This is a genomic window from Bradyrhizobium sp. SZCCHNS1050, from assembly GCF_032484785.1.
In the GTDB taxonomy this organism is placed as follows: domain Bacteria; phylum Pseudomonadota; class Alphaproteobacteria; order Rhizobiales; family Xanthobacteraceae; genus Bradyrhizobium.
Window position 1 is genome coordinate 3,115,776 of sequence record NZ_JAUETR010000001.1, and the last position, 24,427, is coordinate 3,140,202.

Annotated in this window: 21 protein-coding genes; 8 read left to right on the forward strand and 13 right to left on the reverse strand. The window is 66.9% G+C overall.

Annotation, left to right across the window (positions count from 1 at the left end; translation table 11 throughout):
* Positions 1–43 precede the first annotated feature (43 nt).
* A complete protein-coding gene (locus QX094_RS14120; protein ID WP_315715209.1) occupies positions 44–1,066 on the forward strand; it encodes a glycerophosphodiester phosphodiesterase in 1,023 nt (340 codons plus the stop codon).
* Between the two features lie 223 nt (positions 1,067–1,289).
* On the opposite strand, the gene QX094_RS14125 is transcribed toward QX094_RS14120, so the two are convergent.
* The 3 genes from QX094_RS14125 to QX094_RS14135 form a co-directional block, all read right to left on the reverse strand.
* Positions 1,290–1,799, reverse strand: a complete 510-nt coding sequence (locus QX094_RS14125) for a GNAT family N-acetyltransferase (RefSeq protein ID WP_315715210.1) — start codon at positions 1,797–1,799, stop codon at positions 1,290–1,292.
* 62 nt (positions 1,800–1,861) lie between these two features.
* Positions 1,862–3,769 (reverse strand): acyl-CoA synthetase, encoded by a 1,908-nt coding sequence (locus tag QX094_RS14130; RefSeq protein ID WP_316187950.1) that lies wholly within the window; start codon positions 3,767–3,769, stop codon positions 1,862–1,864.
* A gap of 346 nt (positions 3,770–4,115) precedes the next feature.
* A complete protein-coding gene (locus QX094_RS14135; protein WP_315715212.1) occupies positions 4,116–4,559 on the reverse strand; it encodes a MarR family winged helix-turn-helix transcriptional regulator in 444 nt (147 codons plus the stop codon).
* 185 nt (positions 4,560–4,744) lie between these two features.
* Here QX094_RS14135 and QX094_RS14140 point away from each other — a divergent pair, with 185 nt between their 5' ends.
* Positions 4,745–5,926: a substrate-binding domain-containing protein gene (locus QX094_RS14140; protein WP_315825529.1), complete on the forward strand. Its 1,182-nt coding sequence runs from the start codon at positions 4,745–4,747 to the stop codon at positions 5,924–5,926.
* Positions 5,927–6,189: 263 nt separating this feature from the next.
* On the opposite strand, the gene QX094_RS14145 is transcribed toward QX094_RS14140, so the two are convergent.
* Positions 6,190–8,262, reverse strand: a complete 2,073-nt coding sequence (locus QX094_RS14145) for a putative bifunctional diguanylate cyclase/phosphodiesterase (RefSeq protein ID WP_316174636.1) — start codon at positions 8,260–8,262, stop codon at positions 6,190–6,192.
* Positions 8,263–8,591: 329 nt separating this feature from the next.
* Here QX094_RS14145 and QX094_RS14150 point away from each other — a divergent pair, with 329 nt between their 5' ends.
* A complete protein-coding gene (locus QX094_RS14150; RefSeq protein ID WP_315715215.1) occupies positions 8,592–9,485 on the forward strand; it encodes a hypothetical protein in 894 nt (297 codons plus the stop codon).
* 57 nt (positions 9,486–9,542) lie between these two features.
* Here the strand turns inward: QX094_RS14150 and QX094_RS14155 are convergent, their stop codons facing one another.
* The 3 genes from QX094_RS14155 to QX094_RS14165 form a co-directional block, all read right to left on the reverse strand.
* Positions 9,543–10,862, reverse strand: a complete 1,320-nt coding sequence (locus QX094_RS14155) for a hypothetical protein (RefSeq protein ID WP_316174469.1) — start codon at positions 10,860–10,862, stop codon at positions 9,543–9,545.
* A 262-nt stretch (positions 10,863–11,124) separates the two neighbouring features.
* The gene (locus QX094_RS14160) at positions 11,125–11,832 is read right to left on the reverse strand and encodes a class I SAM-dependent methyltransferase (RefSeq protein WP_316174470.1); all 708 of its coding nucleotides are present in this window, start codon (positions 11,830–11,832) and stop codon (positions 11,125–11,127) included.
* Complete coding sequence (locus QX094_RS14165; protein ID WP_315715218.1) at positions 11,822–12,286, reverse strand: Rrf2 family transcriptional regulator; 465 nt, start codon at positions 12,284–12,286, stop codon at positions 11,822–11,824. Before QX094_RS14165 ends, QX094_RS14160 begins: the two co-directional genes overlap by 11 nt.
* A 581-nt stretch (positions 12,287–12,867) precedes the next feature.
* Between QX094_RS14165 and QX094_RS14170 the strand changes: the two genes are divergently transcribed.
* Complete coding sequence (locus QX094_RS14170; protein WP_315715219.1) at positions 12,868–14,244, forward strand: IS30 family transposase; 1,377 nt, start codon at positions 12,868–12,870, stop codon at positions 14,242–14,244.
* A 455-nt stretch (positions 14,245–14,699) separates the two neighbouring features.
* Here QX094_RS14170 and QX094_RS14175 read toward each other — a convergent pair whose 3' ends face one another.
* The 4 genes from QX094_RS14175 to QX094_RS14190 form a co-directional block, all read right to left on the reverse strand.
* A complete protein-coding gene (locus QX094_RS14175) occupies positions 14,700–16,157 on the reverse strand; it encodes a L,D-transpeptidase family protein (RefSeq protein WP_316174472.1) in 1,458 nt (485 codons plus the stop codon).
* Between the two features lie 294 nt (positions 16,158–16,451).
* On the reverse strand, positions 16,452–17,414 hold the full coding sequence (locus tag QX094_RS14180; RefSeq protein WP_315756907.1) for an acetyl-CoA carboxylase carboxyltransferase subunit alpha: 963 nt from the start codon (positions 17,412–17,414) through the stop codon (positions 16,452–16,454).
* A 219-nt stretch (positions 17,415–17,633) separates the two neighbouring features.
* The gene (gene xerD, locus QX094_RS14185) at positions 17,634–18,590 is read right to left on the reverse strand and encodes a site-specific tyrosine recombinase XerD (protein WP_316174474.1); all 957 of its coding nucleotides are present in this window, start codon (positions 18,588–18,590) and stop codon (positions 17,634–17,636) included.
* Positions 18,591–18,761: 171 nt separating this feature from the next.
* Entirely contained in the window at positions 18,762–18,908 is a 147-nt protein-coding gene (locus tag QX094_RS14190; RefSeq protein WP_315715424.1) for a histidine kinase, read from the reverse strand.
* Between the two features lie 156 nt (positions 18,909–19,064).
* Between QX094_RS14190 and QX094_RS14195 the strand changes: the two genes are divergently transcribed.
* The 3 genes from QX094_RS14195 to QX094_RS14205 all read left to right on the forward strand — a co-directional run bounded on the left by QX094_RS14195 (position 19,065) and on the right by QX094_RS14205 (position 22,253).
* On the forward strand, positions 19,065–19,730 hold the full coding sequence (locus QX094_RS14195) for a shikimate kinase (protein ID WP_315715223.1): 666 nt from the start codon (positions 19,065–19,067) through the stop codon (positions 19,728–19,730).
* Positions 19,727–20,875 (forward strand): 3-dehydroquinate synthase, encoded by a 1,149-nt coding sequence (gene aroB, locus QX094_RS14200; RefSeq protein ID WP_316174475.1) that lies wholly within the window; start codon positions 19,727–19,729, stop codon positions 20,873–20,875. The genes QX094_RS14195 and aroB overlap by 4 nt, the downstream gene beginning before the upstream one ends.
* A 73-nt stretch (positions 20,876–20,948) precedes the next feature.
* Positions 20,949–22,253: an HlyC/CorC family transporter gene (locus QX094_RS14205; RefSeq protein WP_315715225.1), complete on the forward strand. Its 1,305-nt coding sequence runs from the start codon at positions 20,949–20,951 to the stop codon at positions 22,251–22,253.
* Between the two features lie 7 nt (positions 22,254–22,260).
* On the opposite strand, the gene QX094_RS14210 is transcribed toward QX094_RS14205, so the two are convergent.
* On the reverse strand, positions 22,261–22,530 hold the full coding sequence (locus QX094_RS14210) for a BolA family protein (protein WP_316174476.1): 270 nt from the start codon (positions 22,528–22,530) through the stop codon (positions 22,261–22,263).
* Positions 22,531–22,640: 110 nt separating this feature from the next.
* Between QX094_RS14210 and QX094_RS14215 the strand changes: the two genes are divergently transcribed.
* Positions 22,641–23,285: a J domain-containing protein gene (locus tag QX094_RS14215; RefSeq protein WP_315715227.1), complete on the forward strand. Its 645-nt coding sequence runs from the start codon at positions 22,641–22,643 to the stop codon at positions 23,283–23,285.
* A gap of 43 nt (positions 23,286–23,328) precedes the next feature.
* Here QX094_RS14215 and QX094_RS14220 read toward each other — a convergent pair whose 3' ends face one another.
* Positions 23,329–24,417 (reverse strand): citrate synthase/methylcitrate synthase, encoded by a 1,089-nt coding sequence (locus QX094_RS14220; protein ID WP_315715228.1) that lies wholly within the window; start codon positions 24,415–24,417, stop codon positions 23,329–23,331.
* Positions 24,418–24,427: the final 10 nt, after the last annotated feature.

Consider the following 24,427-nt stretch of genomic DNA (forward strand, 5'->3'; position numbering starts at 1 on the left):
CAAGGGGAATGGGCAATCCGCGCCGTCATGGTAGGCTGGTGCCATGCACCGTCCAACTCTCTCCCTCTGTGCGGCCCTGTTGCTGGCCGGCCTGGCGAGTCCCGCGACCGCCTTCGACGTCGAGGCTCATCGCGGCGGGCGGGCACTGCATCCGGAGAACACGCTGCAGGCCTTCGCCGCAGCGCTCGCGTTGGGCGTCGATACGCTGGAGCTCGATGTCGGCGCCACGGCCGACGGCGTGCTGGTCGTCTCGCACGAGCGGCGGCTCAATCCCGATCTCGCCCGCGACGCTTCCGGCAACTACGTCGCGCCGCCCGGACCGCTGCTGATCGACCTGCCGCTGGCCGAGGTGCAGTCCTACGATGTCGGCCGGATTCGCCCCGGCAGCGACTATGCCAGGCAGTTTCCGGAGCAGCAGCCGCTCGCAGGCGACGTGCCGCCGCGCATTCCGACCCTGAAGCAGCTGTTCGATCTCGTCAGGCGCTCGGGAGACGACCATGTGCGTCTCAACATCGAGACCAAGCTCGATCCGGCGTTTCCCAACGAAGCGCCTGACCCGGCGCGGTTCGTCAGCCTGCTGCTCGGCCTGATCGATGCTGAGCAGTTCGCGGATCGCGTCATGATCCAGTCGTTCGACTGGCGCACCCTGCAGTTGGTACAGCAACGCGCACCTCGGATTCCAACCGTCTATTTGTCACTGCAGCGGGGCAAGGCGCCGACGGTGTCGTTGACCGCGGCCACCCGCTGGACCGCCGGCTTCAATCCTGCCGATCACGGCGGCTCGCTGCCGCGCACGATCAAAGCGGCCGGGGGCAAGGTGTGGTCGCCCTATTTCGCCGACGTCACGCCGGAGTTGGTCGCCGAAGCGCATGCGCTCGGGCTGCAGGTCGTGGTCTGGACCGTGAACAAGCCGGAGGACATGGCGCGGCTGATCGACACCGGCGTCGATGGCATCATTTCCGATCGGCCGGATGTGCTGCGCAAGGTTGCTGCCGACAAGGGGGTGGCAAATCCAACGGGGGAGCTGCGGCTGCAATCGACGAAGCCAAGGGCGCATCCGGACTAGCGGAGCCGAGAGCTCTCACGCGTCGGAATCCGTGGCTCCTGACAGGATCATAGGCGATGAGTCGCGGCATAGACAGTCGGCTCCCTCTCCTCGTTCTGACGAGGGAGGAGGCCGGGGTGAGGCGCCGCCGCGCGGGGATACTTTGTTGTCCGACCTGTCGTCACTCCCCCTGACTGCACGTTCGATGCATCCGGACACCCAAGCACCGTTCGCGCCAGCCTGGTCAAGCCACCAGCCGTTTGGTCATGAACAGGCTGAGCGGATCGAGTCGGTAGATCCCGAACGGCCCGCAATCCTGATAGCCGGAGCTGCGATAGAGCTGGATCGCCTGCGGCTGTCTGATGCCCACTTCGAGGCTCACGCGGCCAAGCCCGCGACCTTGGGCCTCGTCTTCCAACGTCATGAGGAGCCTGCGTCCGAGCCCACAGCCGCGGGCGGTTTCGCGGACGAACAATCGCTTGATCTCGGCGTGTCCTGGACCAATGAGCCGAAGGGCGATCGACCCGAGCAGCGTCCCGTCACGACGGGCGGCAAAAAATGCGGCCCCGGGCACCGAAAGCGCGTGGGCATCGACGGGATGATTGCTTTCAGCAGGGTATAGCGTCCGCAGAAAGGCATTGGCCTCCGCGATGAGGTCGGCCACATCAGCCTGTCTGGCATCTTCGATCGCGATGGTGATGTCGGTTGGGTTCATCCGTCCCGGCCTGGCAAACGTGACGAAACGCGTCAGCATCGTGCCAGAGCACCACCGTCCCGATCAAATGCCGAGACGGCTGTCTCACCCGGAATCGCGGCTCACTCCATCACCACCTCGTGCCGGATCACGAACGGCGCCAGCAATGTGTGCACCTCGTTCTCGACCGCCTCGCGGGTCTCCGCCGGCACGTTGCGCAAGGTCACCGTCGCGATGCTGCCGTGGCTGCCGTGCGGTCCGACCTTGACGCTGCAATCGATGCCGCGGTCGGTCAGTTGCGACAACACCTTGGCGAACACCCGCGTCGCGGCGTCCCAGCGCAGTTGCGGCTTGAACACCTTGCCGACGCCGGTCACCGGCATCGGATCGATCGGGATGATCTGCACCGGCACCGCGGCGCGCTCCGGAGTGCGGGCGCGCACCCAGTCCTCCAGCTCGCCCGGTTGCACGCTCGCGCCGGGCTTGAGCTGCACATAGCCGATCGGCAGCTCGCCCGCATAGGCGTCGGGCTGACCGACCACCGCGGCGAAGCCCACGGCCGGATGCTGGAACAGGATCTCCTCGATCGGCGCCGGATCGATGTTGTGGCCGCCGCGGATCACGAGGTCCTTGGCGCGGCCAGTGATCCACAGGAAGCCGTCGGCATCGAGCCGGCCGAGATCGCCGGAATTGACCCAATGTCCCTGGACGAAGGCGCCCTTGTTGTGGGCGTCGTCGAGATAGCCGGAGAACACGCCGGGCCCGGCCATGATGACGACGCCGATCTCATCCGTTGCGCAGTCGCGCTCATAGCGCCCGTCGGCATCGAGCTTGACGATCCGCACCTTCGCGTAAGGCAGCGGCAGGCCGACCGAGCCGAGCCGGATCGGCTGGTCCGGATAGGCCATGGTGTGCACGCTCGCGGTCTCGGTCATGCCGTAGACCTCGATCACCGGCAGCTTGAGCTTGTCCATGATCGCCTGCCCCACGGCGACCGGAATCGCCGAGCCGCCGCCCGCGGCATAGCGCAGACTGGAGATGTCGGCGGCGCCTTGCGGCACCGCGAGCGTCGCCGCCAGCACCGTCGGCACGCTCGACAGCGTCTCCGGCTTGAAGCGCTGCACCAGACCCCAGATGTTGCGCACCGCATTCGGATTGCGCCAGCCGGCGCCCGACAGCACGACGAGGGACCCGCCCGCCGACAGCGTCTGCAGCGCCTGGGTCAGCGATCCCCCGACATGGAATAGCGGCATGCCGAACAGCAAGGTGCCGCCGGGCTTGGCCTTCAGGACCAGGTTGATCCCCCAGGCCTGATAGACCTGGTTGCCATGGCTGTGGCGCACCAGCTTCGGCGTGCCGGTCGTGCCGCCGGTGTGGAAATAGGCGGCGGTGTCGCTGGCCTTGATCTGCCGGCCGCTGACGAGGTGGTCGCTCGGCTGCGCTCCGATCAGGTCGTTGAACGCGTGAATGCCGTTGGCGGGGTCACCGCCGCCGCCATGCACCTGCACGATCGCCTTGAGGTGCTTGAGGCCGCCGCGCACCTTCTCGACCTTCTGCCAGATGTCGGTGCCGGGCAGGGGGCCGAGCGCCACCAGCACCTTGGTCCTGGCGGCATCGAGAATCTCGGTGATCTGGTGCGGCTCGAGCAGCGGATTGACCGGGTTGGCGATGCCGGCGGCCTCGGCGCCGAACAGCGTGACGAAGGCGTCGGGCACCAAAGGCAGCATGAAGCTGACGACGCCGTCGGGGCCGACGCCGAGCGCATGAAACATGTTCGCCGCCTGCGTCACCCGGGCGATGAAGTCGCGATAGGAGATCACCACCGGCGTGTCGGCCGGATCGGCGTTGGGCAGAAACTGGATCGCCGGCGCATCCGGATTGGCGGACGCCCCGCATTTCAGCGCCTCATAGGTGCTCTGCGCCGCGATCCGTTCGCTGTACGGCGTCTGCTCGAAGGCGCGGATGTCAGCGGTGCTTGCGAATGTCGGATAATCGCTGCCGATGGCGCGATCGAGCAGGTGAATGCCCATGGCCTGTCCTCCCTGTGTCGTGTCCTCGTCCGGCGGTTTTGGTCCCGCCGGTGATCGCGCGCGGGCTCTATGCGGCCCGTTCGTCGCGATCGTCACAGGACAGGATGAGGGAGGATTCGTCTTGCGTCTATCCCGGCGTTGCCGGGCGGACCGCCCGATTTGCCGCAGGCGAGGAGACGAGGCGTGGTCAAGTCGTCTTGATGCGACGCGAAGACCGCTCCGATTTCCGCGTCATTGCGAGCGCAGCGAAGCAATCCAGGGTGGTGGGGGGCTCTGGACTGCCTCGCTGCGCTCGCAATGACGGGAGGATAGAGCTTAGCCCTGAATGTCGGCAGCGCAGCGTGCCTCAGCTCGCCGCGTCGATCAGATTTTCCAAGAGCCGCTTCAGCTCGCCGGTGGCCTTGTCGCCGTAGTTCTCCAGGATGTGCGCCTCCTGGCTGGCGGCCAGCGAGTTCAGCCGCTTGCATAGCGCCTTGCCATGATCGCTGATGAACATCAGCACCTTGCGCCGGTCGTGGGCGTCCTGGCGGCGGTAGACCAGCGAGTCGGAGACCATGCGGTCGATCATCTTGGTCAGGGTCGGGTGGTTCAGCAGGACCGCGTCGGCGAGATCGCCCATCGAGTGCCCCTCGCCGTCGGAGAGCACCTTGAGGATGCGCCACTGCTCGACGGGCACGCCCTCGGTGCTCAGGCGTGACTCCAGCTGCCGGTTGATCTCCCGGTTGGCCTGCGCGAGCAGGTAGGCGAGATGTTCGGTGAGGGGGCTGTTGGGATGGGGCGGTTTGGCCACGGTGAACTTCGCTTGCGGTCCCGACTTGAATGAATGTCCGGCAGTAGCTGCCCGATCTATATGCATCCTAATTCTTGAACATTCAACATTTTCGAATAGGATATTTGCCGAACGCGTGCTGATTTTGACGGCGTATGACCGCCGGCCCACAATGGGCCAGGCACGGTTGCGGCCAAGGAGTGGGTGTGCTCTCGACAGGATCTGTCACGGCCGGGCGTCTCCGTCTGCCGCCATCCCTGCTGTTCAGGAGCCCGCCCCGGCGGGCCGGCCTTCCTGCACTCGCCCCCTTCGATCCTGACCGTATCCAGCGGCGCGGCTCCCAGAACAGGCTGCGCATTGGCAACTTCCTCACCTTCTCCGGGTCACCCGGCATCTGGGGGCCGGCCGCGACCAACAGCGCGCTGCTCGCGGTGTCCGACATCAACCGCCACGGTGGCATTCTCGGGCGCGAGATCGAGTTGTCGTTCTACGATTCCGGCGGGCCGGCGGACGAGGTGGCCGAGCGCGCGAGGGACGCGCTCGAATTCGACGACATCGACGTGGTCATGGGCTCGCATATCAGCGCGGTGAGGCTGGCGCTGCGCCGGCTCACCCGCGGGCGCATCCCGTATGTGTATACGCCGGTCTATGAAGGCGGCGAGCGCACGCCCGGCGTGATGGCGATCGGCGAGACGCCGCACAGCCAGACGCGCCCCGCCATCCACTGGCTGGCGGAGAACAAGCGCGCCCGGCGCTGGTATCTGATCGGCAGCGACTATGTCTGGCCGTGGCAGTCGCACCTCCAGACCAAGACCTTCATCACCGAGGCCGGCGGCCAGGTGGTCGGCGAGGAGTTCGTGCCGGTGGGCGAGGATGATCACGAGGCGCATCTGGCGCGGATTCGCGCCGCCAGGCCCGATGTCGTGCTGATCTCGCTGATCGGCACCGACAGCATTACCTTCAATCGCGCCTTCGGCGAGTCGGGCCTCGCCGCGACCACGCTGCGTCTCGCCGGCGCGGTGGACGAAACGGTGCTGCTCGGCATCGGCGCCGACAACACCGAGAACCTGTATTCGGCCTCCGGCTATTTCAGCTGCATCGGCTCCAAGGCCAATGACGCGTTCATGAGCCGCTACACCGCGATGTTCGGCGCCGATGCGCCGCCGGTCGGATCGGTCGGCCAGTCGAACTACGAGGGCCTGCGCTTTCTCAAGGCGGCCGCCGAGCGCGCCGGCTCGCTGTCCCTGCGACCGCTCGCTGCCGCCGGCCGCAACATCGTCTATTCCGGCGCGCGCGGCGAGGTGACGATCCGGCAGGGCCGCGCCGGCATGGCGATGCATCTCGCCGCGGCCGACGGGCTCGACTTCAAGATCATCCGAACGTTCTGAGTAACGCTGCGCCGAGCTTGGCCGGGCTGCGTGCCGCGGTCACCCTCCCCTGGAGGGGAGGGTCGCCTCACGGGGCGCGAAGCGGCGCGTGAGGCGGGGTGGGGTGATCTCTCCTCTGGAGCCGGCGCGTGGAGACATCACCCCACCCCGCTCGCCCGCTTCGCGTGCGATCGACCCTCCCCCTCCAGGGGAGGGTGAGCCATCACATTCGCGGCCGCCTGTTCAGTTCAGCCGCAAGGCAATCACGATGACAAGATCTGCCGTCACGCGGCCGCGGCCTTCTTGGCCAGCACGCCGACGGCAGCCGCCGGCGTACCTCCGACCTCACGAATCATCCGGCTGATCGCCTCCTGCGGCATCGGCTTGCCGAACAGGAAGCCCTGTACGCTGCTGCAGCCTTCCTCGCGCAGGAAGGCGAGATGCTGTTCGGTCTCGACGCCTTCGGCGAGCACGGGAATGTTGAGGCTGCGCCCGAGCAGCAGGGTCGCCTTGACGATGGCCGCGGCGTGCACGCTGGTCTCGACCGACTGGATGAAGCTCTTGTCGACCTTGATCTTGTCGAATGGAAACACCTGCAGGGTCGACAGCGACGAATAGCCGGTGCCGAAATCGTCCATCGCCACGGTGACGCCGATCGCCTTCAAGGCCTGCATCACCTGCAGCGCATGCTGGCGGTCGGCGATGATGCCGGTCTCGGTCAGCTCGATCTCCAGCCGCTCCGGCGCCAATCCAGTCTCGCGCAGCACCTCGGCGACACGCTTCGGAAGGTCGTGGTTGAGCTGCATCGGCGCGACGTTGACGGCGACCTTGAACGGCCGGCTCCAGGTCGCGGCAGTGGCGCAGGCGGTGCGCAGCACCCAGTCGCCGATGTCGACGATCAGCCCGGTTTGTTCGGCCATCGGAATGAAATCGTTCGGCGGCACGCGGCCCTTCACCGGATGGTTCCACCGCAGCAGCGCCTCGAAGCCGACGATGCCGCCGCTCTGCGTGTCGTTCTGCACCTGGTAGTGCAGCTCGAACTCGTTGCGCACCAGCGCGCGCTTGAGGTCGATCGCGAGCTCGGCGCGGCGCCGGCTGGCCTCGTCCATCGACGGCTCATAGGTGCAGATCTTGCCCTGGCCGAGACTCTTGGCGCGGTACATCGCGAGGTCGGCGCGGGTAAGAAGCTCGTCCGAGGTCAGGCCGTGGTCGGGATGCAGCGCGATGCCGATGCTGCAGCCGACCGAGAGGCTGCGCTCCTCCCACTCGACGGGCGCCAGCACCAGCGCGCGCATCCGCTCGGCGAACTTCGCCGCCTCGGTGCGCGCGAAGATCTCGCTCTTGACGGCGACGAACTCGTCGCCGCCGATTCGCGCCAGGAACTCGCCGGGCTGCAGCGTCGATGCAATACGCTGTGCGATCACCGTCAGCACCGCATCGCCCGCGGCATGGCCGTGCGCGTCGTTGACGTCCTTGAAGCGGTCGAGGTCGATCGCGAGCACCGCCAGATGCGCGGTCTCGTCGCCCTCGGTGAGCAGCGGCGCGAGCCGCTGGCCGAGGCCGCTGCGGTTCGGCAGGCCGGTCAGCGGGTCCTGCAGCGCCAGCTGCCGATAGCCTTCGACCGCTTCCTGCGTCGCCTGCATGTCGATCATGTAGGCCGAGGCGGCCATCGCCATGATCAGGCCGATGCCGGTGACGACCGTGACCAGCATCAGGCTGTCCGACAGCGACTGCACCGGCGCGCTGCTGGCCGCCATTGGTGCCAGGGTCAACGCGAGCATGCCGGTGAAGTGCAGGCTCAGGATCGCAAGCACCATCGCGAGCGAGCTGCCATATTTGCAGAAGCGGGTGACCGGCCGCGCGATGCGGTTCGCCGCGACGGCACCGAACACCGTTGCAAGCGCGATCGAGAGCCAAACCATCGGCACGTTCCAGGTCAGCGCGCCGTCGAGCTTGAGCGCGCTCATGCCGCTGTAATGCATGGCGGCGATGCCGAAGCCGAACACCGCGCCGCCGGCCTCGATCAGCGGGCCGCGCTGGGTGCGTGTCGTGATGAAGAAGCCGAGCCACGCAAAGGCCACCGCCAGTCCGAGCGAGGCGAAGGTCATCGCCGGCTCGAACGAGCGGTATCCTGGCGTGTCGTAGCCGAGGACCGCGGCGAAGTGCGTGGTCCAGACCGTGCCACCGGCCACGAGTCCGGCCAGAAACAGCAGATGGAAGCGGCGGAGGCCGGCGTTGCGACGGACCCGCGCGAGCAGCCGCATGGACAGAATCGAGCCGAGCACGCAGACGAGCAGTGCGGCGGCGACGTAGCGCAGATCATGATCGGCGGGCAGGCAGGACAGGATCGTCAACATCGGCAATGAACCCTCACGCAGGCCAGCTACGGTCCGTCGCGTGCCGCGTTTCGGCGCGCCGGAATCGCGGTTAGCGAAACGTCAATCCGGGCAGCACCTTGTGCCCGCTCCGATCCATGCATGAGTTTTGAAAGCCGACGCTTAAGGCGCGAGGCGCCGCCCGCGGGTTCCTGCAAGGAACTCCGGACATCGTGACGAAACTCCCAATGCCGGCCGCAGGGCTCGCCGTCACACGGCCTTTTGCGATCCTCCGTGGCCGGAATGGGTTGCCGCTGCATGACGGAATTAATACGATCCCATGTCGTTCACATGAAATTTGGAGTGCCCGGATGCGTGCGCAGTCGCGAGCCCTGTCGAACCCGGTCGCCCTGTGGTGGGCGATGCTGACGCTCGTCAGCCTCGCCAACATCGTGTTCTGGTTCATCCTGTACCGCCAGCTCAACGGCGGCAGCAGTTCGTCGGGTCAGGCGTCCCAGACCAGTTCGATGCTGGCGCTGTCGGCGGCCTATGTGTTCGGCTGCGCCTTCCGCTCAGTGCTGCCGCGCGCCGACGTGCAGCGCATCTGCCTGGTCGACAGCTGGCTGTCGAGCGTGTTCATCGGCCGCACCGTCGCGACCATCGCCGAGATTGCCTTCGCGGCACAGTGGGCCATCATCCTCGCGCAGCTCGGCGCGATCGCCGATGCCGAGACTGCGGTCAACATGGCCCGCATCATCGTGCCGCTGATCGTCGTCGCCGAGATCTGTTCCTGGTACGCCGTCGTCACCCGGAATTTCCTCTACAACGCGATCGAGAACTCGCTGTGGGCGGTGGCCTTCCTGTTCGTCGGCATCGGCCTCGGCCGGCTGCTGCCGGAGTTCGACGGCCTGGTGCGCGGCCTTCTGATCGCGGGCCTCGTCGGCATCGCCTGCTATCTCGCCTTCCTGGTCGTGATCGACGTCCCGATGTATGTGAAGCGCTGGCGCATCGAGCGCGCCGCCGGCACGCCACTGCTGCATCCGCTCGCCGGTCTGCGCGACTCCGCCACGCGTTGGACCGTCACCCACGAGTTCGAGCACTGGAAGGAAGAGATCGCCTGGATGTCGCTATATTTCAGCGCCGCCGTCTGGGGCTCGCTGGCGCTATGCGCGCTCTCGGCGATGAACGATCCCCTGCCGCGAGATCGCGCGCAGGCGACCGGTGCACCGCCGGCCATCGTCCAGCACGACGCCGATCGATCCTGACGCGACATCCCGCCGTGACGATCACGGCGGGATGCCTGCCGGCCGAGCGGCGGTGCCTCAGCCATGCATCGCGAAGTGATGCGAATCGTCCATCTGGACGATGTGGCTGTAGTCGGCGTGCGGCGCGTCGTGCACGGCCACCGGCGCGTGGTCGAAATTCGGCGGCACGATGCCGGTGTTGCCCGCATGGCCATGGTCCCCGAAATTGTCGACGATGATCGGGTTGTGCGACGAGCCCTCGCCATGCAACGGGCCGGGGAAGCCGGGGCCGGGGCCCTGGCCGCCCTGGACGTTGTCGCCGGACTGATGGATCGCCTGCGCGATCGAGTCCCAGAACCCGCCATGGCTGCCGCCGTCCTGCCCCGCATGAGCGATCTGGATGCTGCCGTCGCTGCGCAGGCCGTCCTGGGCCAGCTTGAACACGTCACTGATCACGGCGCCGAGATCGCCATGGCTGAGGTCGTTGACCAGCGAGCCGAGGTCATGGCCGATCGCGTCGAGCTGTTGACCGAGCGAGTGGCTCAATTCGCCGGCGGTCTGCGCCAGCCCGTTGAGACCCTCGCCGACGAAGTGACCGACGCCATCGACGATCCCGGTGCCGACCGCATCGGCGCCGTGGGCGATGCCGGAGATCGCCTCGCCGATCGGTCCGCCGATCAGGTGGCCCGCCGCCGACGCCGTGTCGGTGACCACGCCGATGGCGCCGTCGGCCACCGCCACGCCGGCGTCGAAGCCGCCCTTCACCACCGCGCCTGCGGCGTCCAGTGCGTCCATTCCGACCTCGCCGGCCGTTCCGACGATGGTGCCGGCCATGCCGAGCGCGCCGTGACCGACCGCGCCGGCCGCCTCCAACCCAGCCTCGCCGAGGCCGACCGCGGTGTGTGCGAGGTCGCCGGCGACGTCGAGGGCGCCATGCGCCACGTCGCCCCCGACCTTGAGTCCGCCATCGACGATGTCGCCACCGATATGCTTCACGTCGTTGATGACGCCGTCGATGTCGCCATGCACCAGATGGCCCACCCCGGACGCCACGTCGCCGGCGACGTTGATCCCGGTATGGAGGACGTCGCCGCCGACATGGACCACGGTCGACGCGACGTCGCCTACGGTGTGAAGCAGGCCGCCGCCGATCGCCTCGGCACCGTGCCCGATCGCGCCGAGCACGCCGCCCACGGTATGGATGGCCTCGCCGCCGAGCGCGCCGATGCCATGCACCACGCTGCCCACGGCATGGGCCGCATCGCCGGCGACGTGCTCGACCGTATGGACCACGGCGCCCGCCGCACCGCCGACCGCACCCGCCACATCCTTCGCGACGTCCTTCACGTCGTCCACGGCGGAACTGACGGCATCTCCGATATCATCCCAAAAGCTCATGACCTGCTCCTCTCGGTTGCGTCACCTCGCCTCGGGTGACGCGCCGTTTGTCGCAGATCGCGTCCCCGCGCTCCGTGCGCGACATCACGCAAGCTGAGACGTGGCAGGGCTCGGGCGCGAAGCCTGTCCGCAAGCCGCGTCATCCACCTCTTCGGGGGCCGCAGGGAGGGACATGCGTGAATGCCGGCGCAGGCCGGGCAACTAATTAGCAGGCACCGATCGCGATCGTTCAGGGGGCATCGGTGTGATGCTCGGCGGCGGTTCAGGCGTGGCCGATCCAGCCATGCCAGGTCAGCGCTGAGAAGAATGGACGGGCATCGCGAAAGCCGCCGTCACGCAGGATGGCTTCATCCTCCCCTGGGCTCAGCATGTTGACGCTGGCATCGACGGTCGCGCGCATCGTCCTGGCCTGCTCGGGGTCTGTGCCGGACGCAACGGCATAGGCTGCGTACCGATCCAGCCACAGCGATCTCTCGACTGGCTCGTTGGGCAGGCAGCTATGGGCCACCACGAAAGGCGCTCCAGGGCGGAGCCGGTCGTGCACGGCGCGGACTGTCCGCGACCGTTCCGGCGCTGCCAGAAAATGCAGCGTCAGCAGGCATGTCGCCGCGTCAAACGGGCCGGCCGGCGCATCGTCGATGGTGCCTTCGATCAGTTCGACCCGGCTCGTCCGCGCGCCGAGCGTGCGTTCGGCGAGTCGCAGCATCTGCGGCGCCGGATCGACGCCGACGAAGGTCCACGATGGTTGCGCTTCCGCCAACGCGTTCAGCTCGAGCCCGCCGCCCGCGCCCAGCACGAGCACCCTCGCATGTTCGGGCGCCCGCTCGGCCAGCAGGACCGCCGTCATCCGGTGCAGCCCGTCGAGACCGGGCACGAAGCGCCGTGGACCATCCGTGTAGCGCGCGACGAATTCGGGATCGGAAAACGCGCGGATGAACTGCTGGGCGCCGTCGGCGATGTCAGCCGGCATGACAGATGTCTCCCTTGCGAGGTCGCTTGCGTCGTTCGAGGCGGTCGTGGAAATCGGCGCTCAGCGCCGCCAGCGTGATGGCGCCGAGACGGGACAGCAGCAAGGTCTCGGCGGCCCGGATGGAGCTGTCGAGCGCCGCATTGACCGCCTGCTCGACGAGGCAGTCGGGAGTCTCGCTCCGATGGCCGATGGCGAACGCCGATGGACGCCCGAGGGAATCGTAGACGTCGCGCAGGGTGACGGTCGCCAGATCGCAGGCGAGCGTCCAGCCGCCGCCATGGCCTTTCTCGGAGCGCACATAGCCGCTGTCCCGGAGGCCCGCCATGATTCTGCGGATCACGACCGGATTGGTCTGCATCATCGCTGCGAGGGCCTCGGACGTCACCGGACCGTCGTGCTCCGCCATGTGGAGCAGGACGTGCAGGATGCCGGACAACTGGCTGTTGGGTCTCATGTAACTTTTAATATGACATGATATTCCAGCCGTCAACCGGCCGGCTTGGCCATGAAGGCTTGGGCGACGACGCTGGCGCCTTCTGCCCGTCGGGCGATTCGGTCCTGCGTCCCGCATGCGGCGGGCGGGTCCATGCCTCGCAGCGATGAGAAACGCGCTGCGCGGAAAAACTGAATTTGCCCGCGCGTTCAAGCTGATTTGGGCTGTCCAGTCCCATCAGCAAAAATATGCCGCTTCCAAATTTCGGAATTTCGTGATCTATTCCGTCCGTCCCGCCTCATCGACGAGGGGCGCTGCGCGGTCGTCACGAAGCGTGGAGTGCGGGATGTGATGGGCGGGCCGGTTTGCAGCGTGATCATTCGCGCGGACGAACAACATCGGCTCGCACGGTCAAGTCGCGTGGTCCTGGCCTCCCGATGCTGAGGTCAAGCCGGCGGATGATGCCCCGCGCATCTCGCCGGTGATGGGGGCAAGACAGCCCGGTCCCCAGGGAGATCGCGAAGCAGCCGTTAAAACTATCGCGCAGGGAGGGCCGGAGGCGGATTCAATTGGTCGTCGCAACACTCGATGAGGAGGTTGCGATGGGCATTCGAAAGAAACGGTCAACGCGGGGCAAGCTGGGATCATTGGGGCGCCCACCAGTTGCGGGGCGTGCGGAACAGCAGAAATTTTGGCGTGGGATTGCCGCTGGGTTGAACAGCGAGAATGCTGCGCTGGCTGCTGGATTATCGGATGCTGTCGGCCCCCGATTATTTCGAAAAGCGGGCGGCGTGGCACCGGCAATGTTCCGACCTTCAGCGAAGCCGCTCTCCGGACGGCACCTCTCTTTTTCTGAGCGCGAAGAGATTGCGCTGCTGAATGCGCAGCGCCATTCTGTACGAGAGATAGCGCGGCGTCTCAATCGATCTCCCTCGACCATCTCCCGTGAACTCGATCGCAATGCGGCCACGCACGGCGGCAAGATGGCCTATCGGGCGACGGCCGCCCAGTGGCATGCAGATCGATCGGCCCGGCGTCCTAAGCCGAGCAAGCTTGCAAGCAACGCCGCCTTGCGCGCTTATGTTGAAGAGCGGCTTGCAGGGTTTGTCGCACCTCCAGGCGGCGTTCGGCGGAAGGCCGGTCGTGCGGGCTCTAGCCAGGATCAGGGGTGGACGAAAGCGTGGAGTCCCGAGCAGATTGCCCGGCGCTTACCGATCGACTTCCCGGATGACGAGGCGATGCGCATCAGCCACGAAGCCATTTACCAGGCGCTTTTTGTTCAGGGCCGAGGAGCGCTGAAACGCGAGTTGTCGTCCTGTTTGCGAACGGGACGTGCGCTGCGCGTGCCCCGAGCGCGTACGCGGAAGCGCAGCAAAGGCTTCATATCGCCAGAGATCATGATCAGTGAGCGTCCGGCCGAAGTCGCGGATCGAGCTGTGCCGGGACATTGGGAAGGAGATCTGATCGTCGGCTCCGCCAGCTCGGCAATCGGCACGCTGGTCGAACGCAGCACGCGGTTTACAATGCTCCTGCACCTTCCACGGCTGCCGGGGTTTGACGATGGCCCACGTACGAAGGATGGGCCTGCGCTCTCCGGACACGGAGCTGAAGCGGTACGCGATGCGATCACGCGCACCATCGTCACCTTGCCCAAAGAACTCCGCCGCTCGCTAACCTGGGATCAGGGGACCGAAATGGCTCAACACAGTGACCTCAAGATCGATACAGACCTTCAGATCTACTTCTGCGATCCAAGAAGCCCCTGGCAACGTGGCACGAACGAGAACACGAATGGCCTGCTGCGGCAGTACTTCCCGAAAGGTACCGATCTGAGCGTCTACGATGCTGACGAGATCGCCGCCGTGGCCGCAGCGCTCAATTCCCGACCGAGAAAGACGCTAGGATGGAAAACTCCAGCAGAAGCGCTTGACGAGCTGCTGTCACGAATGAAAACACTTGGTGTTGCGACCACCGCTTGAGCCCGCCGGATCGTCCGGCTGGACCTGTGGTACCTGCCGCCTGCATTTTTTTCGCAGGCGGGCCACGGGCCTCAGTCGAGGTCCGGCCTTCCCTGCACCCTCGCTTCGGAAAGAGGGTGAGATCGATGCATCACTCGGACGCCAAGCGCGCCGCGAGGATAAAAGCGCATGTCCAAAGCTGCCGTTGAGATTGTTCGCCGCGGCGCCGCTGCGAGCACGGTGCTCACCCTCCCCTGGAGGGGGAGGGTCGCCTCACGAGGAGCGAAGCGAAACGTGAGGCGGGGTGGGGTGATCTCTCCTCTGGCACCGGCGCGTATGGAGAGATCACCCCACTCCGCTCGCCCGCTTCGCGTGCGATCGACCCTCCCCCTCCAGGGGAGGGTGGCACCGCGCGTGCGGCCCGACTCTGGCGAAGCGCGGGCAACGATTCAGAACTGCCCGCCGCTGGACGAGGCTTACTTGAACCCTGCGAAGCGGCTGTCGAACGAGTTCGACTGCAGCACCGGGACGGCGCCGGAGACCAGCGCGGTCTGGGTCTGGGCCGGGGCCGAAGCGGTGGTGGCGGGCGCCTCGCTCGTGGCCGGCTTGAACGGCGGCCGCGCGGCAGCTTGCCGGGTCTCGGACGGCTTGGCGGCGACCGGCCTCGGTGCAGGCTTGGTCTCGGCGGGCTTCGCCTCTGCTGTCTTGCTCGGCGCAGGCTTGGCTGTCGCTGTGCTCTCCGCCGCCGCATTGCCGCCGATCCCGACCTTACGGGCGAGGCTCGACATGAAGCTCGGCTTCTCGGGCGCGCTGACGGCCGCCACGCGGGTCGAGGGAGCCTCCGCGGTGCTGGTCGGCATCGCGACCTCGTCGGCGCCGGGTGCGCGCGGCGGGTTGACGTGACCGGGGATCGTGCCTGGCGCGGCCTGGAAGTTGGCGAGCGACAGGCCCGGCGCCTCGCCGGCGTCGGACAGGCCGGTGGAGGCTCCGGGCACGCGGCTGGCGAAGATCGGATTCATGCCGCCATCGATGCCGGTGTTGAGCTTGGCGACCGGCGTGCCCTTGGCGACGAGCTTGGCATATTCCGCCTCGTCCGCCTGCTGCTTGTCGCGCACGGCGGCGGTGATCTCGTCGGGCACGACATAGGCCGGGCACTTGGCGGAGGCGTCGAACACCGGATCATGCGTCGCGCCCGGCGGCTTCTGGGCGTCGAAGACGTATTTCTTCTCGCAGAAGTCGACCTTCGGCTCCTGCCGGGTGACCTCGAAATGATCGTAGCCTTCCTTGATCATGCGCCAGAACGGCATGTTCGGATTGTTGCGGTGCCTGGCCATGTTCACCGGCGTCATCCGGAACGGATAGGCCTGGAACTGGAAGGCGCGCTGGCCGCCGAAGAAGGACTCGCGCCCGAGCGCATAGATCTCGGCGATCTGCTCGTCGGTCATCGCGAAGCAGCCGCGCGAGGAGCAGTCGCCATGCACCATCAACTGCGAGCCGGTGCGGCCGAGCGCCTTGTCAAACGCGTTCGGATAGCCGGTGTTGAAGGACAGATAGTAGGCCGATTGCGGGTTCATCTGGCTCGGATTGATCGAGTAGAAGCCCTCCGGCGCCTGGCGGTCGCCCTCGCGCACCTTCGGTCCGAGATCGCCGGACCAGCGGCAGATCGGATAGGTCTTGAGCAGCGCGAACTTGCCCGAGCGGTCCTGCTTCCAGACCTCGAGCTCGGCTTCCTGCTTGAACACGCGGACCAGGATCGGCGACTGCAGATCCATGTCCTTCTCGCCCATCGTCGCGACGAGCTTCGGCGGCACCGGCTGGTTGGCCTTGGCGTTGGTGGCGAGCGCGACCTGATCGCTGTTGCAACCCGTCAGCAGCGCGCCGGCGGCCAACACCGCCGAGGTCATCAGAACCCGGACGAAAGCGCGGTTGATCAAAGCAAAGCTCCCCGCAAACCCGGCATGCCGCAACACCCCAGTCTCATCTCACGCGATCGGCCCGAAAGCTGGATAAATCACGGGTCGACCCTGCGTCATGCCGTCAAACCATTGATTAAAATTGTAGCCTTTGACCCCAAGCCTCGCAACCCGCGCTCCGGTGATGCCGAAAGGCCCCGGCCGCCTTGGTCAACAACTCCTAAACAGCAGACCCCGCCGGCGGGGCCGAAATGCGGCCAAACGGCTGGAAAGACTCACAAAACCGCGAGCGCCGAGGTCCCGGCGCAAGCCCGCTCAGCCGAGCTTGCGGCCGATCTCGATGAACTTCTGCCGGCGCTGCTTGCGGATGGCGTCGGCGTCGAGCCCCTTCAGCTCGTCGAGCGCCTGGGCGATCGCCTCGCCGGTGGCGGCGATCATCGCCGCCGGGTCGCGGTGGGCGCCGCCGACCGGCTCCTTGAGGATGGTGTCGACCACGCCGAAACGCAGCATGTCCTGGGCGGTGATCTTCATGCTGTTGGCGGCTTCCTGCGCCTTGGTGCCGTCGCGCCACAGGATCGAGGAGGCGGCCTCCGGCGAGATCACGCTGTAGATCGCGTGCTCCAGCATCAGCACCCGGTTTGCGGTGGTCAGCGCGATGGCGCCGCCCGACATGCCCTCGCCGGTGATGATCGCCACGTTCGGGACGCCGAGCGCCAGGCAGGCGTCGGTGGAGCGGGCGATGGCCTCGGCCTGGCCGCGCTCCTCGGCACCGATGCCGGGATAGGCGCCGGCGGAATCGACCAGCGACAGCACCGGGATGCCGAACCGCTCGGCCATTTCCATCAGGCGGACCGCCTTGCGGTAGCCCTCGGGGCGGGCCATGCCGAAATTGTGCTTGAGGCGGGATTCGGTGGTGGCGCCCTTTTCCTGGCCCATCACGCAGATCGGCTCGCCGCGGAAGCGGCCGAAGCCGCCCAGCAAGGCGGCGTCCTCGCCGAACTTGCGGTCGCCGGCGAGCGGCGTGAACTCGGTGATCAGGCCACCCACGAAATCGGTGAAGTGTGGCCGCTGCGGATGGCGGGCCACCATGGTCTTCTGCCACGGCGTGAGCGTGGCGTAGAGCTCGGCCAACGCTTGGCCGGCCTTCTCCTCGATCCGGCTGACCTCCTCGCCGATATCGGTGCCGGAGGCGGCCATCGCCCGGAGTTCATCGACCTTGGAATCAAGCTCGGCAACGGGCTTTTCGAAATCGAGGTAGCTGCGCATGGGATCCGGCATGGAAGAGCTGAAGGAAGAGCGCTGGGAGACGAAATCGGTTCGGCCTTCGGACCTGAAGATGAAGGACTTCAGGAGCTTAGGGTACGATCGGTGCCCAGCCTCCAGGCATCGCGCCGGGATCGCGGGCAGGATGGCGCTCTTTCGGGGCAGACGGGCGCGAAGTCAAGCCGGCCGGGCGTCACGCCGGCGGATTTGGTTTCGGGAAGGTGTGAAGCGAGGTCAGGTCTCGGCCAGCGGGTGCAGGTCCCGCACCAGGCTCTTGAGGCGCTCCTCGACCACGTGGGTGTAGATCTGGGTGGTCGAGATGTCGGTGTGGCCGAGCAGGGTCTGGACGATGCGCAGGTCGGCGCCGTTGTGCAGCAGATGGCTGGCGAAGGCGTGGCGCAGCACGTGCGGCGACACCAGCCGGGCCGGCAGGCCGCTCGCCACCGCCAGCTCCTTGAGGTCGCGGGCGAAGTGCTGGCGGGTGAGATGGCCGCTCTCGCCGAACGAGGGAAACAGCCATTTGCCGAAGGTGACGCTGGCCTTCTTCTCGGGCTTCAGCGCATCCAGGGCGGCGAGATAGTCGGCCATCGCCTGGCGCGAGGCCTGGTTCAGCGGCACCAGCCGCTCCTTGTTGCCCTTGCCGCGCACCACGATCATGCGGGCGTCGTTGCGCGCCGCGGTGCGCGGCAGCGCCACCAGCTCGGAGACGCGCAGGCCGGTGGCGTAGAGCACCTCGAGCAGGCAATACAGTCGCAGCGCCCGTAGCCGCTGCGACGGCGAGGCGTCGGCGACCTCGGAGAGCTCCTTGGCGCGGGTCAGCATGCGGTCGACATCGCCGATCGACAGCACCTTGGGCAGCGGCCGGCCGCGTTTCGGGCCCGACAGGATGGCGGCGGGATCGTCGCTGCGGATGCGCTCGCTCAGCAGGAAGCGAAACAGGTGCCGCATCGCCGACAGCCGCCGCGCCACGCTGGAGGATTTGAAACCCCTGGTGTCGAGATTGGCGAGATAATCGCGCAAGGCCTGGGTGTCGGCCGTGGCGAAGCCGTTGGCCTTGCCGCCGAGAAATTCGGAGAGATCGGTGAGGTCGCGGCGATAGGCGTCCAGCGTGTTCTGACCGGCGCCCTGCTCGGCGGCCATCATGTCGAGGAACAGGCTCATCAGCCCGGCGTCGGAGGCCTTGACCTTCATGTCGTGAAATCCGCTGCGTCCGAGGCGATCGAATCACTACGAGGTATTCGTGCCGGCACGGCGAGCGGTGACTGCAAATCTGGCCGATATCGCGGCGCCCGGCCGCCTCAGACAACCGCAAAATTCTTAATCAATGCCCTGTGGCTTTTCGGTTCGTCGCCGCGGCGCCGCTCATCTCTTCTGGAACCTGTCGGGCGGGATCGTCACCGTCATCTCGCGCGGCTTCGGATTGACGAAATTCGCCAGCGCGTAGATCGCGCCATAGACCACGCCGACGATGACGGCGATGACGGTCAGGAAGCGGAACAGGCTGGGCATGTCGGTCGCGCAGGCCACCAGAAAGGGAACGGTTTCATCCAACATGTTCGCATCGGCCTTGCAAGCCCGTCGGGCAGACCGGGCAGCTCGCCTTGGCTCGGGGGGACGGAACAGGATGCCTTTGAAAGCAGCAGGGGCTGGGTTAGAAGCCTGGAGATGACCGACACGACGCAACCCGCACCCAGCCCAGCCGCTCCGGAGGCCGCGATTCTCGCAGGCCTCGGCAAGCGACTGATCGTGCTGGTCGGTATGATGGGTGTCGGCAAGTCGACCGTGGGCCGGCGGCTAGCGGCGCGGTTGCGGCTGCCCTTCGTCGATGCGGACACCGAGATCGAGACCGCGGCCGGCATGACCATACCGGAAATCTTCGAGTCGCGCGGCGAGGACTATTTCCGCAACGGCGAGGCCAGGGTGATCGCCCGCCTGCTCGAAAATGGTCCGGCGGTGCTGGCAACCGGTGGCGGCGCCTTCATGCGCGAGGAGACGCGGCGGCGCATCCAGGAGAAGGCGGTCTCGGTGTGGCTCAAGGCCGATGCCGACGTGATCATGCGCCGCGTCCGGCGGCGGGCCGACCGGCCGCTGCTGCAGACCGCCGATCCGGAAGGCACGGTCGCTCGCCTGCTCGTCGAGCGCGAGCCGGTCTACCAGCTTGCCGATCTCACGATCTGCTCGCGCGATGTGCCGCATGATCGCGTTGTCGAGGACTGCATGGAGGCGCTGCAGGCGTTCTTCTCGCCACCGGAGACCGAGGCGGGGCCGGCCGGACCACAACCCGATCCAGTTCAACCCGATCCTCCGCAGGCGATGGGCGCGCTCCGATGACAGCACCACTGAAGCATTCCGATCCGATCATCGTCGACGTCGCGCTCGGCGAGCGCGCCTATGACATCGTCATCGGCCGCGGCGTGGTGGCTTCACTCGGCCAGCGGATCGCGGCGCTGCGGCCCGGCGTGCGCACCGCCATCGTCACCGACCGTACCGTGGCCGCGCATTGGCTGAAGCCGGCCGAGGCGATCCTGGCGGAGGCGGGCATCCCGGCGTCCACGATCGTGGTCGATGAGGGCGAGGGCTCCAAGACCTATGCAGGCCTGGAGAAGGTCAGCGAGGCGCTGATCGCTGCCAGGATCGAGCGCAACGATCTCGTCATCGCGCTCGGCGGCGGGGTGGTCGGGGATCTCGCCGGCTTCGCGGCCGCCATCCTGCGCCGCGGCGTCGATTTCGTGCAGGTGCCGACCTCGCTGCTGGCGCAGGTCGATTCCTCCGTCGGCGGCAAGACCGGCATCAATTCGCCCCAGGGCAAGAACCTGCTCGGCGCCTTCCACCAACCGGTGCTGGTGATCGCCGACACGGCCGTGCTCGACACCCTGTCGCCGCGCCAGTTCCGCGCCGGCTATGCCGAGGTCGCCAAATACGGCCTGCTCGGCGATGCCAGCTTCTTCGCCTGGCTCGAGGCCAACCATGCCGACATCGTCAAGGGCGGTGCGGCGCGTGAGCACGCGGTCGCGACCTCCTGTCGCGCCAAGGCGGCGATCGTCGCCCGCGACGAGCGCGAGACCGGCGACCGGGCGCTGCTCAATCTCGGCCACACCTTCGGCCATGCGCTGGAGGCCGTGACCGGCTTCTCCGACCGGCTATTCCACGGCGAGGGCGTCGCGGTCGGCATGGTGCTGGCGGCGCAGTTCTCGGCCGAACTCGGCATGCTGCCGCCCGACGACGTCGTCAGGATCGAGCGTCACCTTGCCGCGGTCGGTCTGCCGACCCATCTGCAGGACATCGCCGGCTTCGCCCAGGAGGGGATCGGCGACGCCGATCGGCTCTTGGCCTTGATGGCGCAGGACAAGAAGGTCAAGCGCGGCAAGCTCACCTTCATCCTGATGGAAGCCATCGGCCGCGCCGTCATCGCGAAGGACGTCGATCCGGCGCGCGTCCGCGACTTTCTCCAGGCCAAATTGCGCAGCAGAGGCTGATCCCGGGCTTTACGCCGTATTGAGCAGTGCCAACGGATCATCGGCGGCCTCCCTACAGAGCGACATCGGCGTCATGGACTGGTTCACACTCTCCGTCGTCATCCTCCTCCTCGCCGCCTCGGCCTTCTTTGCGCTGAGCGAGACCGCGCTGACCGGTGCCTCCCGCGCCTCGATGCTGCGGCTGTCGAAGCAGGGCAATCGCGATGCCGATGTGGTGTCGAGCCTGTTCGACATGCGCGAACGGCTGATCGGGGCCCTGCTGCTCGGCAACAACATCGCCAATATCGGCGCCTCCGCGCTGGCGACCGGTATTTTTACCGCCTGGTTCGGTGAGGTCGGCGTGCTCTACGCGACCGGCGTGATGACCGCGCTGGTCGTGATCTTTGCCGAGGTGCTGCCGAAGACGATCGCGATCAATGCGCCGGATCGCGTCTCGCTCGCGGTCGCCAGGCCGATGCGCGCGACCGTGTTCGTGCTCGGTCCGGTGCTCGCAGTGATCGAAGCGATCGTGCGCGGGCTGATGCGGCTGATCGGCTTCAAGGTCGGGGCCAATCAGCCGATCCTGTCGCCGACCGAACGCCTGCGCGGTGCCGTCGATCTGTTGCATCATGAAGGCAAGGTCGAGAAGCAGGACCGCGACATGCTCGGCGGCCTGCTCGATCTGCGCGAATTGCAGGTGTCCGACGTGATGGTCCACCGCACCGAAATGGTGATGGTGAATGCGGACCTGCCGCAGGAGGAACTGGTGCGCGAGGTGCTCGCCACCGAGTACACACGCATCCCGCTGTGGCGCGGCACGCCGGAGAACATCATCGGCGTGCTGCATGCGAAGGACCTGCTGCGTGCGATCCGCGCCGCCGAGGGCGATGTGTCGCACATCGACGTTGCTTCACTCGCCCTCCCGCCGTGGTTCGTACCGGAGATGCGCTCCGTGTCGGAACAGCTGAAGGCGTTCCGCCGGCGCAAGACGCATTTCGCGCTCGTGGTCGACGAGTATGGCGAGGTCGAAGGCATCGTCACGCTGGAGGATATTCTGGAGGAGATCGTCGGCGACATCTCCGACGAGCAAGATGTGCAGGTCGCGGGGGTGCGCCTGCAGCCGGACGGGTCCGTCGTCGTCGATGGCTCAGTGCCGATCCGCGATCTCAATCGCGCGATGGACTGGACGCTGCCCGATGAGGAAGCAACGACAGTTGCCGGTCTCGTCATTCACGAGGCGCGTTCGATCCCCGAGCGCGGCCAGAGCTTCACGTTCCACGGCTTCCGCTTTCGCGTGCTGCGCCGGGAGCGCAATCGCATCACCGCGCTGCGCATCGTACCGGTGCCGCGCGGCGAAACCGAGGAGGCGCGGCCGCGCCGTGCGGGCACGGCGTTCTAATTGGGGATCAAGCCTCGCCCGGCGCCTTCGCATGCAGCGCGAGCGCGTGCACCGAGCCGGCAAGTTCCGCTGCCAATGCGGCGTTGATCAGGCGGTGGCGATCGACACGGCTCTTGCCGGCGAAGGCCTGCGACACAATATACACGCGGAAATGGGTCTCACCGCTCGGCTGATGGCCCACATGGCCTTCATGCAGATGTGATTCGTCTTGAACATCGAGGCTTTCGGGCGAGAAAGCTTCGCGCAACTTTTTGATGATAGCATCTCGGGTCCGCATGGTCTCTGGAAATACGCATCAAATTATTTTTCGTCAATCGGCGGTCCCCGCCTGAGGTATTCGCAATGTCAAGACTTGAAGCTTTTCGCGTTGCGTAGTCAAAGTCCGCCATGCCGATCGATTCAAACAAATTCTTCGACTCCATCCGCATCAAGCCCAAGAAGCAGGCTGCGCGGCAGCCGGTGGTGCGCGAGGAGGCCCAGCCCTGTCAGTGGCCGGACTGCAAGAACAAGGGCTCGCATCGCGCGCCCAAGGGACGCGAGAACGCGCGCGAGTATTGGCACTTCTGTCTCGATCACGTGCGCGAGTACAACCAGTCCTACAATTTCTTCTCGGGGATGAACGCCGAAGCGGTCGCGCGCTACCAGAAGGATGCGCTGACCGGACACCGCCCGACCTGGAAGATGGGTGCCAACACGTCGGCCAAGCGCGGCACCGGCAGCGCCGAGGGCGATCTCGGCGATGCCGCCGATCCGTTCAGCGTATTCGCCGAGATCAACGGCCGCGGCAGTTGGCGTCCGGATCCCCGCTCGGCTCCCAAGGCCGAGACGCGCAAGGTCTTCAACGCCGAGCGCAAGGCGCTGCAGGTGATGGGCCTCGGTCCCGACGCGACGCTCGAGGATGTCAAGGTCAAGTACAAGGCGCTGGTGAAGCAGCACCATCCCGATGCCAATGGCGGCGATCGCTCCACCGAGGATCGCCTGATCGAGATCATCAAGGCCTACAACTACCTGAAGACGGTGGTGAAGGGCTGACGCGCGGCAGCGCGCGAGGCTGCCGCACGGCGCGTTGAAGGTATCAGGGCTTCGGCCCGATATAGGCCGAGCTCGGCCGGATCAACCGCCCGGTGCGCTGTTGCTCGCGGGCATGCGCCGTCCAGCCGGCGGCACGCGCCACCGCGAAGATCGGCGTGAACGCCTGGCGCGGAATCTTCAGCGCATCGAGCAGGATGGCGGTGAAGAACTCGACATTGGTGTCGAGCACGCGCTCCGGATTCTTCTGCCGCAGCGCTTGGCGGATGTAGGCCTCCACCTCGCTCGCAAACGGAAGGTCGGTCCCGCTGCCCGCCAGCCGCTCGATCGCGCTCTTGAGCACGTCGGCGCGCGGATCGCGCACGCGATAGATCCGATGCCCGAACCCCATCAGCCGCTCGCCACGGCCGAGCGCCGCGTCGACCCACGGCCTGATGTTGTCGCGCGTGCCGATCGCGTTGAGCATTTCCAGCACCGGCTCGGGCGCGCCGCCATGCAGCGGGCCGGTGAGCGCGCAATAGCCGGCGGTGACTGACGCGAACAGGTCGGCCTGGGTCGAGGCGACGACGCGCGCGGCGAAGGTCGAGGCGTTCATGCCGTGATCGCTGACGGTGACGAGATACGTGTCCAGCGCCGCCACCTCGCCGCTCTCGGGCGTGTCGCCGCGGACCATCCGCAACGTGTCTGCGGCGTGACCGGCGTCTGGATCGGGCGCGATCGGCCTCGCTCCCTGCGCGCGCTGGACCAGGGCGCCGGCAATCACCGGGCAGGCGCCGACGATCGTGGCTTCGTCGTCGAGCCCGGGTTCGGACCGCAGTGCCGCGACGGCGGCGCGGAAGCCGTCGATGATCGACAGGCCGGAGGTCGCGGCGAGCAGCTCGGGCAGCCGGGCAAAGGCACGCTCGCGGGCACGGCCAAGGCTGGCGCGGACCTCGGCCTCGCCGACGGTGCGCTTCGTCGCCGCGCTCCATAGCCGGGCGGTCACGCCCTCGAAGCCGCTGGCGGCGGCGAGATCGGCCACGTGCGCTCCCGCGATGATGAGCTCCCCCTGCTGGCCGTCGACGTGGCTGAGCACGGTCTCGGCGGCGGCGATGCCGTCGAGGCCGATCGGGGTCTTGCCGAGCTGGATGGTCATGGCGAGGGTC